We start from the raw sequence: 11,914 nt of genomic DNA, 5'->3' as shown, positions 1-11,914 counted from the left end.
TTAACCATTAATAATTATAAATTCTTTCTCATCTTTACTACTATTCCGGCAAACCAGATACACCCAGCTATAATATGAACACCAAATCTGACTTATTACGTGAAAAAACAGAGATAGCCTATAAAGAAGAACTCGAATGGCTTCAAAAGCATGATCAGGAGGACAAACCAGTCAATTGGCTGTTATCCCCCCGGTCTGTATTGACTTTTATACTTGGTGGTGACGTGGAAGGAAAGGCCATTTCCCCCAAATACATCGGTCAAAAATCCTTGATCGAAACCGCTATAGCCACGCTGGTCACCGATCGGGCTTTGTTGCTTACGGGGGTACCCGGCACCGCCAAAAGCTGGGTGGGCGACCACCTTGCCGCAGCCATCAGCGGGGATACATCCTATCTCATTCAGGGCAGTAGCGCAACTACAGAGGAAGATTTGCTCTTCGGCTGGAACTACGCCAGCCTGATCGCCCATGGCCCTTCGGAGAAAGCGCTGGTACCGGGTGCCGTTTTTAGGGGGATGACAGAGGGGAAATTGGTGCGAATCGAAGAATTGACACGGATTCCGGCTATCATCCAGGACAACCTTTTATCGCTCCTATCCGAGAAGATGATGATGATACCCGAACTCAAGTTAGAAGTCCGCGCCCGGCAAGGATTCAATATCATCGCCACAGCCAATGACAAGGATCGTGGCACCTATGCATTAAGTGACGCATTGAAACGACGATTCAATGTCGTGCACCTGCCATTGCCCGACACGCTGGAAGAGGAGGTTCAAATCATACGCTACAAACTGGATGGTGAATCAATCAATGAAAGCATAGAATCCATCCTTCCGGAAAAAGAGATTCAACGGATCGTCCAAATATTTCGGGAACTCCGAAGCGGCATCACGGAAGATGGAAAACAAAAGATAAAACCGACTGAAAACACACTGAGCACAGCAGAAGCGATCTCCACCGCCCGCCAATCGATGAATATGGCTCGCTTTTTCGGAAATGGGGTAGTCTCAGCCCGGGAGGTAGCATTGACTCTGCCCGGATCCATTATCAAAAACCCCGAAAAAGACGGACCGGCCTGGCAGGATTACCGAAATACGATTATTGCACAACGAAAAGAGTGGAAAGATTTGTTTGAAGCACTTGCACAAAAAGAAAAAGAGTGAAATTATTTCACAAAGCTACACAGAGGATATCACGGAGAGACACCAAGTATTAATTATTTAGTTAGAGCTGAAATTTACATATCACGTGGTTCCAAACCAGGACGAGTCAGACCAAAAGAGGTTGATGGAAGAGTCTGTCCGTCTTCGGGCGGAAACTTACCGCATGCCGCAGCCCGCGGCATGCCTAGCAGGAAGCTTGAGGGGTGCCCTACACCTGGTAACCAGCTGATAGTAAGTTCAAAGCCCCCCAAAACAGGAATGTTTTGGTTCCCGCATCAAAGCAATATTTAGCTGCTTTGGTCTTGGCTGAGCCAATATTTTATTTGGTCATATGGGACTCCGCGAAAGTCCTTCGTGGAACTCCGTGAAAGTCCTTCGTGGGACTCAGTGAAAATCCTTCGTGGGGCTCCGTGAAAGTCCTTCGTGAGACTCCGTGAAAGTCCTTCGTGGGAATCCGTGAAAGTTCTTCGTGGGACTCCGTGAAATTACTCAGCGGATCTCTATGAAAAAATAAATACATGAGCAAAATACAATTATACGGCATACGGCACCACGGTCCGGTTTCAGTATTTTGGTTTATGCCACTTGCGGTGGGCAGCGTCGGAAAAACGCGTGGGTGACTGAATGGAATCGGAGTGAAACGAAGATCAAAGGTGGTAAATTCACCTTTGATGAAAGAACCGAAACGACCTCGTTTCGGACGGGTGGCCTAGTGGGCGTATGAGGGATGCATAGCGGGCATGCATTCGTTTTTCCTAGACTTTTGTTCTAATTTGTGTCATGACAAAGTAGAAAAGAGAACTTCATGAGCAAAATACAATTTTACGGCATACGACATCACGGCCCGGGCTCCGCGCTCCGGCTCAAAACCGCTCTGGAGGAATGGAAACCGGATCTGATCCTGATTGAACTTCCGGCGGATGCTCAACCGCTCCTGGATACTTTTTCGCCCGGGAACATGACACCACCCGTTTCTATACTGATCTATGACCCCAAGTCATTCACGCAAGCCTCCTATTTTCCATTGGCAGAATTTTCCCCAGAATGGCAAGCGCTGCTTTATGGCCATCACCATATGGTTCCCACCAAAGCGATTGATGTACCGATGAAGAAGTATTTCCAAAAGGAATTTTCACGCGAAAAATGGACAACGAACCCTTTCCAATTGTTGGCAGATCAAACCGACTTCCCGGATGTGGAGCAATGGTGGGATCACTTTCTGGAAAACAATCAATCCTCCCGGGACCTTTTCCATGCCATCGATCAACTGATGGAGGTATTGCGCGAAGGACTCCCTGTGTCCCAGGAAAACGAATGGCGAGAGCACTTTATGAAAACTCAAATAAAAAAGTACACAAACCAGGACTATGAGCGCATAGCGGTCGTCTGCGGGGCCTTTCACGTACCGGAACTACGACAATTCAATAAAAAGAAAAAAGCGCCTGATCCTAAAGTCAAATCTAAGAAAACAGAAGCCATCTGGATTCCCTGGTCCTATGAACGGCTCACTCAAAAAAATGCCTACGGAGCCGGCATTCAGCACCCGATCTGGTACGAAGCCTTGTTCCGTCATGAAGCAGAAGCGGGTCAGTACTGGATCGCCCAAGCCATGACGGCAATCAGACAAAAAGGCAAAAACATCAGCAGCGCCCATGGACTTGAGGTGCTCCGGCTGGCGGAATCACTCCGGCGTATCCGGAAGAAAAACAGGATGGGCCGGCCGGAGCTGGAAGAAGCCCTGACCTCAGTCGTTTTTGATGGGGATAGGAGCTGGATCACCCTGTATGGAAATGACCTGTACATCGGCTCCAAAAAAGGCCACTTCCCCGAGGAGATGTATCAGATTCCGCTTCAAAAAGACTTCCGCAACCGCATCAAAAAAGCCCGGTTGTCCAAAGTGTTGTCCGAGCACACGGAAGTACAAAAAAACCTCGATCTTCGAAAAGATCTTCATCGGGAACACTCCCGGTTTTTTCATCAAACCGGACTCCTTCAGATTCCACTGGCCCGAACCCTGGAAGCCAATACAGGTGCATTGGGCACCTTCAAGGAATCCTGGGATATCAAGTGGGATCCGGTTTCAGAATGGACCATCGTCCAGGCAGGTACGTATGGAACAACGATCGCCTCTGCCGCTGAAAACAAGCTCTGTAAAACGATTCATCAGGCAGAAGAAATGGAAACGCTGGTCACGGGGCTGAAAGAAGCCTTTCTCTGTGGATTTGAAAATCTTTTCAAGGATATCCAAGATAAAATGGTCTTGATGTATGCCGTTTCGGATTCGATTGTCGCATTACTCGACAGTCTGGAGACGTTATTATACGTTGACCAGTATGGCCATATACGATGGACAGAAACGCCAGACCTGTGTCCATTGATCGAACGGATTACGATGCGGGTTGCGGACTTGCTTCCTGCGGCTATTCTCCACCTGGAAGAGAAAACCGACCAACAACTGCGCCAGCATTTAAATCAGATTCAGTATGCACTGGCCAATCCTGTGTATCGGCCGGTAAGAGACCTGTTGGCCGAAACCTGGATCCGGATCCTCAGTCAAAATAATCATACAGACTTTTACCATGGGCTCGCGCTCAAGATGGCCATGAACCAGGATCTGATCGGATCGGGATTTACAGAAGATCAGTTTCTCCGTCATTTTTCGGATTCTGACCCCGAAAACATCCTGGACTGGCTGGAAGGATTGTTGTCCGGTCAGATTTTGTGGATCGTCTATGACCGGTCCTTTCTTCAGCGTCTGAATTCCTGGATAGGACAAATGAGCCCCGATTCTTTTACGAATAACCTGCCGATATTGAGGAAAATATTCACCCGGTCCGGGCCGGAGGAACGTCAGAAATTGTTTCAAGTTATACAACATCCTGTGCAGGAGGTGCATGAACAAGATCTTACGGATTATTCCGAAGAGATCGAAGAATATGTAGCGGATTTGGTACAACAGTATGGTGAGTTGAAAGCCTAAAAATGAAATGGTTTTACAAATGATTCTCATGTTCTTCTGACGTCCCCATGGGACTCCCAAAAGGTTAATCACGCCCCAGCGTCTCACGACCCTGTCTATGAGCTATCGTCCGCAATGCGGACTTTTGTTTTGTGGGGATAGCTAAGCATTTGACTTTCGCTAGTGATACAAATCCTAAATGCATATAGTTATTTAGGGGATCGGCAATCCACCTGCACACGCGCCTCCCATTGGCTTGCCGATCCCAGGCTAGTAGTGGGATCGGCAAGCTTGTGGGCGTGGCTGGAGCGTGAGGAAGATTGCCGAGCCCTTACCTATACGAACTTCGAGTTTGGTGCACTAGTTTATCGTAAGATGGTAAAGGCAAGTAAAAATCTTCCATTTAATACTTGCGAACCTTAAGTTTAACCACTATACGGTAAATACATTAGGAAAAAGGATTACATCACTCCTCCTCCTCACCATCGGCCCCATCCTTAACCTCTTTGTCCGCCGTAGCTTTAGGGGAGGAGGATTCCTCCAGCCAAAATGAATTCCTTGTTTCTCCCAGATGGATGCGCACCCGCTGACTATTGATCAATTCCAGCAAAGCCAGAAAGGTCACAATCGCGTGCAGCCGGTTGACCATGGTGTCAAAAATCTGATCAAAGGAAGCCCGATGTTCGCGTTGGATGGTATCCATAATGTAGGTTCTTTGATCTTCGATGGTGTAAGGAATGCTCACCACCTTGTGCATGACCCGGTTCTTATCGGCCTCAAAACGTTCCATCGATCGTTGAAACAGTTGGAACAACCGATACAAATCAACCGACTCCCATTCTGATTCGACCATTACTTGTTCGGAAAACTGACGTAACTCGTCCGCGATATTTCCCCGGTGATGGCGTTGACTGCGTGCTTCTTCCATGGCTGCCAGATCTTTCAGGACGGCTTTGAACCGTTTGTATTCGATCAGCCGCTGGACGAGTTCTTCCCGGGGATCGACTTCATTTCCTTCTTCATCCACTTCCTTACGGGGGAGCAACATCCGGGTCTTGATCCGCATCAGGGTCGCAGCTACGACGATAAATTCTGATGCCAATTCGATATTCAGCCGCTCCATCGAGTGCATATAGGTCATAAAATCGGTGGTGATCTGAGAAATGGGTATATTCTGAATGTCCAGTTCATCCCGTTCAATAAAAAAGAGGATAAGATCAAAAGGCCCCTCGAACTGCGGCAGCTTAATATAGTATTGATCCCTGGTATTCTCGAACATGGGGCAAATATAGGTAGACTAATGGAAATTGATTTTACTTTTTGAAATCAATTTCTACTTCCTAGATTAAGTGAAGAAAAACCAAAATCAGCCAAAACCTCTAATATCTTAACCGCTTTGCCTCTATCCGTCCAAACCCAAAAATCTATATCCTGCGTAAATCGGGGATATCCATGAATAGCCAAAGCGAATCCGCCCACAATGAGATATTCTACATTATGTTCGTTTAACCATTGAATATATTCTTTGAAATCCTGGTTTAGAATCATTTAAATTATGCCATTTTATATATCTGGTTCTTAGCTCTTCCAGATGTTTTAATCTATCGCCCAAAGACAATGACAAATAATACGATAGATATTCATCAGCATTATCTCCCTTTTTTAAAATTCTAATTGATTTAGCCGTACCCATCATTTTGATCTGGATAATTACTCAATATACGAATTTATTTTCACTCCACAGGATATTTTGTGATATCAGGTTCGCTGTGCTCAAAAAGTCCGGTTTCATCTCGAAAATTTTTGTCTTTACCAAAAAAAGAAATTAAGTTCATTTCTGGACAAATGATAGATAAGAAATTTCAATCCTTTTCTTTGCTTAAGCAGTTGGACAATCACAGGGGTATTACCAGTTATTATGCTGGAAGCAATGTACTAAAAGCTCAGTACGGACAGGTGTCACTAAGCTTTTCACACACCTCTCCTGCAAGTGTCAGACACCAATCCAACTCTTGCAAAAAAATGCAGAAAATAATGAGGGTAGAGACTTAATAACTGATAACCCATAACCTATATCTACCTCACTACCAATACTCAACTGGCTATCGTCTCTATTTCACCCTGCCCCTTCTCGTACGTCACCTGCACCATCACCACTCCCGGTGGAATCCGAGAGCTAATCCCCAACTCGTTGGGGACGGCTACATACCAGCGCCCTGATTTCGACTAAAGAAAGGATTGATCGTTTTATACGGCTTTTTCCTCAAACATGCCATACCTTGTGGACGCAAAATACTTTTATATTTCTTACTTTCAACCCATGAAAAACCAAACCCGACTCTACCTCATTCCTACCGCCCTCAGCCCGGAGGACACGCCACACCGCCAAGTCATGGATGTATTACCTACGATCGATGTATTTATCTGCGAACGGATCCGAACCACGCGACGTTGGTTGCGATCGGCGATCTCAGACTACGATATCGATGGCCGGACCTTTCTGGAATTTGACAAACACAAAAAGCAATATCCGATGCGGCAAATCGAATCGCTCTGGAAACAACGCAAGGTCTGCGGACTGACTTCTGAAGCGGGTACACCAGCGGTGGCAGACCCCGGGTTTCAGGTCGTGGCCGCAGCCCATCGGAAAGATATTCCCGTGATTCCCTTACCAGGCAACAATTCGCTAATCCTGAGCCTGATGGCTTCCGGACTGAATGGCAATCAATTCACCTACCACGGCTACTTCCCGATCAAAGACAAGCCTTTCGAACAAACCATCAGCCGTATTCTGCCCACTATTCGCCAAGGGTATACTCAAATCTTTATAGAGACTCCTTTCCGAAACCTCAAAACAATGGAGTCGCTGATCAGATACCTCCCGGACGAGACCTATTTATCGGTTTCATCAGCGATTGGGTTTCCGGAAAGTCGCTCGAACACCAAAAAAGTCAAAGAATGGAAGAAGATGGACTTCACTTATCTCAACAAAGTGCCCGCGGTTTACGTTATTGGAAGTCAACAGGTTCACAGAAGAAAAAAGAAGAAATAATACCTGACGTTTGATAAATAAAGATCGATATGAAAGTACTCAGACAGTAGTATTCTTGTAATGAAAAACTGATCATAGTAATACTGATTCATTTTTCTACGTGTAACCTTAGCGCCACAAAGTAGGACCCCATGGGGATGATTCTCCCCTTCAAAAAGGTTTCCGCACAGATGGACCGAACTGGTTAGGAAATGTGTTTTTAATGTGCACTATTGGGATTGATCTTTAAATTTTATACATTTGACTTAACTATATAGCCATGATAGCAACAGAAGATTTAAAAATAGCGGACCGGAACCTGGAAAAGAAAGGGTTTCTGGATGTAGACATCGATCCAAGCCTGGATCTGGAAGACGAGATTGAGCGGCTCAAAAAAGAAAAGAACGCCATCATCCTGGCTCATTATTACCAGGAATCGGATATTCAAGACATCGCTGATTACATCGGTGACAGTTTGGGGCTCAGTCAAAAAGCAGCCACCACGGACGCTGACATTATCGTTTTTGCCGGCGTACATTTTATGGCGGAAACGGCTAAAATGTTGTCCCCGGAGAAAAAAGTCCTCCTGCCAGATCTGAAGGCAGGATGTTCGTTGGCTGATTCCTGTCCGCCGGCGTTGTTCCGAAAGTTCAAGGAGCAGCACCCCAATGCCGTAGTGGTCAGCTACATCAATTGCACCGCAGAATTGAAGACTTTGACCGATATTTGCTGCACCTCTACCAATGCGGTGGATGTGATCAACAGCATCCCCCGGGACAAGGAGATAATATTTGCCCCGGATCGCAATTTAGGTGCCTATCTCGAGAAAAAAACCGGCCGGGATCTTATCCTTTGGAATGGTTCTTGTATGGTACATGAAGTATTCAGTAATGAAAAAATTACTAAATTGCAACTGCAATACCCGGATGCTAAGCTTATAGCGCATCCCGAATGCGAAGAGCACATCCTGGAAAAAGCAGATTTCATCGGGTCAACGAGTGGCCTGCTCAAATACACCAAGGATTCTGATGCGGATACGTTCATCGTAGCGACCGAATCGGGGATCCTCCATCAGATGGAACTCAGAGCACCGGATAAAACATTTATCGCCGCTCCCCCATCCAATGAATGTGCCTGCAACGAATGCCCGCACATGAAAAGAAATACGATGGAAAAATTATATTTGTGTATGAAATATGAAAAACCTGAAGTAAATTTGCCCCCCTGGGTAATTAAAGAAGGAGTAAAGTCCATCGAGCGAATGTTGGAGATATCGGAGAAAGCGGGATTGGGCTTGAAAGATTAAATTTTGGATTCAGACTGACGTTATTATACAGTTACTTCGTTAGTGGCCTTGCCTTTCACAAAATGATGGCAAGGCTTTTTTTTATCACACAATTCCAGGGAAAATATACCCATGGATAAACACACTTTTTATGAGTTTGACTATTATAGGGACCGTTGCCTTTGATTCTGTAAAAACACCATACGGAGAAGTAGACAAAGTTATTGGTGGGGCCGCTACTTTTGCTGGCTGGGCCGCTTCTTATTTGTACCAGCATATTCAATTGGTCTCCATCATTGGGAACGACTGGCCCGAGGCAGAGATGAAAAAAATGACCAGCCGTGGGATCGATGTAAGTGGGATCGAAATTGTCAAAGGAGGAAAATCCTTTTATTGGAAAGGAGAATATGACAAAAACATGATTGACCGGACAACTTTGGCCACCGATCTAAATGTTCTCGATGACTTTGACCCGAAGTTACCTGAGCACTACAAAAAAAGTGAGTATTTAATGTTGGGTAACCTGACCCCAGAAATCCAACAACAAGTCATTGGACAGATGACCAAAAAACCAAAGCTGATTGTCATGGATACCATGAATTTTTGGATCGATATCGCCCGGGACGCACTGATAGATACCATCCGAAAAGTCGATGTACTGAGTATTAATGATGAAGAAGCCCGGCTACTGAGCGGAGAATACAATCTTTTGCGGGCAGCAGATCGCATCCTGGAATATGGTCTCCAGTATCTGATTATCAAAAAAGGGGAACACGGCGCTTTACTATTTAGCAAAGACGATATGTTTTTCGCTCCTGCCCTCCCACTGGCCGAAATTACGGACCCAACCGGAGCCGGTGACTCGTTTGCCGGCGGGATGATGGGCTATCTGGCCAGCCAGGGCGATGTTAGCTTTGAACACATGAAAATGTCCTTAATATATGGCGCAGCTATGGGTTCCTTTTGTGTAGAAGATTATTCGATTAAAAAATTGCAAAGCCTCACCCCAGAGATGATAAAAACAAGAGTGAAGGACCTCATTGAATTATCGAAGATTAATATCGAAGCCTGAATAGGGTTTGAGGCCTGGGGCAGTTTGGGGTTTGAGCAGTGCGTGCGTTTGTGGTTTGAAGCCTGGGGCAATTTGTGGTTTGAGGGCTTCCGCCGATCGTAGTTTGGGGTTTGGACATCACTAAACGTTACGACCATGGAAAGGTCGGATTTGATTAGCTGGTAGTAAAATAATCCGGAATTTCTCAACAAGATATTGGTTTGTGCATTTAACTATTATGAACAAATCATTTTCAAAAATACCCATTTCCATTTTGGATCTGGCAGTGATCACAGAAGGAGGATCACCGGCATTGTCTTTTAAAAACAGCGTGGATCTAGCGCAAAATGCGGAAAACCAGGAGTATCACCGTTTCTGGGTTGCGGAACATCATAATATGGACAGCGTCGCGAGTTCGGCCACCACAGTGCTTATGGGTTTTATCGCTGCCAATACCTCCTCCATCCGGGTCGGTTCTGGGGGTATAATGCTACCCAATCACGCGCCACTGGTGGTCGCTGAACAAATCGGAACCCTTGAATCCATCTATCCGGGACGGATCGACCTGGGATTGGGTCGCGCTCCCGGCACAGATCCGCTGACGGCCTATGCACTGCGCAGAGATGAACAATCCGCCCATCGGTTTCCACAAAGTGTTCGGGAAATACAAACCTATTTATCTGCAGATAATAAAGGAGCAAAGGTCCGGGCCATTCCGGGAGAAGGTCTCGACATTCCGATCTGGATTCTTGGTTCGAGTACCGATAGTGCCCGTTTGGCAGCAGCTATGGGTCTCCCCTATGCCTTTGCCAGTCACTTCGCACCTCGTCAGCTGCACGAAGCAGCATCCATCTACCGCGCCGATTTTCAACCATCAGCACAGCTTAGTGAACCATTCTTTATGCCGTGCGTCAATGTAATACTATCCGATTCACAAGAAGAAGCTGAATTACTGGCAACCTCTGCTCAAAAACTTTTCATAGGGATCATTACAGGCAACCGGTCACCCTTACAACCCCCGGATCCTGATTTTGAGATGCCATTAGCTGCACAGGCAGCCATGGATCAAATGACGAAATATTCATTTATCGGGGACTCTGATACGGTTGAAAAACAAATTAATGATTTTGTGGATGCCACAGCAGCCGATGAATTGATGGTGGTCTCACACATATTTGATCATGAGGCTCGGCTTCATTCTTATTCCTTGTTGAAGGAGATGCAATAGCAGTTTCGGTCAGAGTTTGAGTTAATGTAACAAAAGCATTTGGCTTTTGGAAAATAAATCATGTCCGGCGCTGAAAGCTCCGGCTACTTTGAGCTTTCTTGCTTTGCGCGTCATTGCTTTCCTGCGTCTGAAATAGTACTTTGAAGTAAAACACAGGTCAGTCTGTACCACATAGAACAATTACAATAATAAAATCAACTTCTCTCCAAAATCCATTTTATTCCAGATGCTGGCAGAGCCCGTCCTGCTATATCGTGATTATAGTACGTGCAACCTTTCTCCTTTGGACTTATTTGCTTTCAACTTTCACTTTTGAGCTTTCACCTTGTGTCTTTAAGCTTCTAATATTTTCAAGCTTAAATCCACCGCTTTTACTCCATGAGTTAAGGCACCCACTGATATAAAATCCACACCGGTTCTGGCGACGGGTACCAAATCAGAATAGGTAATGCCCCCGGAAGCTTCCACTTCATACCGTCCATCAATCTGACTTACCGCTTCCCGCATTTCAGTCACACTAAAATTATCCAGCATAATCCGTTGGAACCCGCCTACCACGATCGCTTCATTTAGTTCCGAAAAACTGCGGACCTCTACAGTAATCAATAGATTAAGATTCTTTTTTTTCAGATAATCGTGTACCGCATGCAAGGCATTGCGCATTGATCCTGCTGCATCGATATGATTATCCTTGATCATTATCCGGTCGTACAAACCACTCCGGTAATTCGTACATCCCCCGATGCGAACCGCCTCTTTTTCAAGAAACCGCATCTGCGGCGTCGTTTTTCGGGTATCCAATATTTTCACATCGAAGTCCTCCACCGCATTCGCATATTTTCTGCTCATGGTAGATATTCCGCACATTCGCTGAACGGTATTGAGCAGCAATCGTTCGATTTTCAGCAGTGCTCTTGTATTCATGGTTACATACATCGCCACCTCACCTGATTTGGCTAATTCACCATCCTTCATGACGGTCTGAATATCTGCTTTTTCATCTACGAACCGGATCATCTCTTTAGCCACTTCCATACCGGACAAGACACAATTTTCTTTGACCAGCAAATGTGCTTTGGATCTTTGGTCCTCAGGTACGCATGCTCTGGAGGTATGATCTCCATCCCCGACATCTTCTTTTAGTCCCCGGACCACAAAGGTCTGCAATTCAGTGCCAACATCTTGATCTAATATCAT

Annotated in this window: 9 protein-coding genes; 6 read left to right on the top strand and 3 right to left on the bottom strand. The window is 45.7% G+C overall.

Annotated elements, in window-relative coordinates:
* The first annotated feature begins 74 nt into the window (after positions 1-74).
* Positions 75-1,163 (top strand): ATP-binding protein, encoded by a 1,089-nt coding sequence (locus KUV50_RS09380; protein WP_222579878.1) that lies wholly within the window; start codon positions 75-77, stop codon positions 1,161-1,163.
* A gap of 805 nt (positions 1,164-1,968) precedes the next feature.
* The gene (locus KUV50_RS09375) at positions 1,969-4,143 is read left to right on the top strand and encodes a DUF5682 family protein (protein ID WP_222579877.1); all 2,175 of its coding nucleotides are present in this window, start codon (positions 1,969-1,971) and stop codon (positions 4,141-4,143) included.
* Positions 4,144-4,588: 445 nt separating this feature from the next.
* On the opposite strand, the gene KUV50_RS09370 is transcribed toward KUV50_RS09375, so the two are convergent.
* Both KUV50_RS09370 and KUV50_RS09365 read right to left on the bottom strand, forming a co-directional pair.
* Entirely contained in the window at positions 4,589-5,401 is an 813-nt protein-coding gene (locus tag KUV50_RS09370; protein WP_222579876.1) for a segregation and condensation protein A, read from the bottom strand.
* Between the two features lie 47 nt (positions 5,402-5,448).
* Entirely contained in the window at positions 5,449-5,670 is a 222-nt protein-coding gene (locus tag KUV50_RS09365; protein ID WP_222579875.1) for a hypothetical protein, read from the bottom strand.
* Positions 5,671-6,442: 772 nt separating this feature from the next.
* Here KUV50_RS09365 and KUV50_RS09360 point away from each other — a divergent pair.
* The 4 genes from KUV50_RS09360 (at position 6,443) to KUV50_RS09345 (ending at position 10,717) form a co-directional block, all read left to right on the top strand.
* A complete protein-coding gene (locus KUV50_RS09360; RefSeq protein ID WP_222579874.1) occupies positions 6,443-7,174 on the top strand; it encodes an SAM-dependent methyltransferase in 732 nt (243 codons plus the stop codon).
* Between the two features lie 259 nt (positions 7,175-7,433).
* A complete protein-coding gene (gene nadA, locus KUV50_RS09355) occupies positions 7,434-8,459 on the top strand; it encodes a quinolinate synthase NadA (protein WP_222579873.1) in 1,026 nt (341 codons plus the stop codon).
* 130 nt (positions 8,460-8,589) lie between these two features.
* Entirely contained in the window at positions 8,590-9,510 is a 921-nt protein-coding gene (locus KUV50_RS09350) for a PfkB family carbohydrate kinase (protein ID WP_222579872.1), read from the top strand.
* Positions 9,511-9,727: 217 nt separating this feature from the next.
* Complete coding sequence (locus KUV50_RS09345) at positions 9,728-10,717, top strand: LLM class flavin-dependent oxidoreductase (RefSeq protein ID WP_222579871.1); 990 nt, start codon at positions 9,728-9,730, stop codon at positions 10,715-10,717.
* Positions 10,718-11,050: 333 nt separating this feature from the next.
* On the opposite strand, the gene nadC is transcribed toward KUV50_RS09345, so the two are convergent.
* Complete coding sequence (gene nadC / locus KUV50_RS09340) at positions 11,051-11,914, bottom strand: carboxylating nicotinate-nucleotide diphosphorylase (protein ID WP_222579870.1); 864 nt, start codon at positions 11,912-11,914, stop codon at positions 11,051-11,053.

Source organism: Membranihabitans marinus (assembly GCF_019802045.1).
Lineage (GTDB): Bacteria > Bacteroidota > Bacteroidia > Chitinophagales > Saprospiraceae > Membranihabitans > Membranihabitans marinus_A.
Note: the sequence above shows the minus strand (reverse complement) of the source record. Positions and strands in the feature narration are given on the sequence as shown.

Excerpts from the sequence above, each read along its gene's own strand:
- KUV50_RS09380 (WP_222579878.1), top strand. The coding sequence starts at position 75 with ATGAACACCAAATCTGACTTATTACGTGAAAAAACAGAGATAGCCTAT.
- KUV50_RS09375 (WP_222579877.1), top strand. The coding sequence starts at position 1,969 with ATGAGCAAAATACAATTTTACGGCATACGACATCACGGCCCGGGCTCC.
- KUV50_RS09370 (WP_222579876.1), bottom strand. The coding sequence starts at position 5,401 with ATGTTCGAGAATACCAGGGATCAATACTATATTAAGCTGCCGCAGTTC.
- KUV50_RS09365 (WP_222579875.1), bottom strand. The coding sequence starts at position 5,670 with ATGATTCTAAACCAGGATTTCAAAGAATATATTCAATGGTTAAACGAA.
- KUV50_RS09360 (WP_222579874.1), top strand. The coding sequence starts at position 6,443 with ATGAAAAACCAAACCCGACTCTACCTCATTCCTACCGCCCTCAGCCCG.
- nadA (WP_222579873.1), top strand. The coding sequence starts at position 7,434 with ATGATAGCAACAGAAGATTTAAAAATAGCGGACCGGAACCTGGAAAAG.
- KUV50_RS09350 (WP_222579872.1), top strand. The coding sequence starts at position 8,590 with ATGAGTTTGACTATTATAGGGACCGTTGCCTTTGATTCTGTAAAAACA.
- KUV50_RS09345 (WP_222579871.1), top strand. The coding sequence starts at position 9,728 with ATGAACAAATCATTTTCAAAAATACCCATTTCCATTTTGGATCTGGCA.
- nadC (WP_222579870.1), bottom strand. The coding sequence starts at position 11,914 with ATGATATTAGATCAAGATGTTGGCACTGAATTGCAGACCTTTGTGGTC.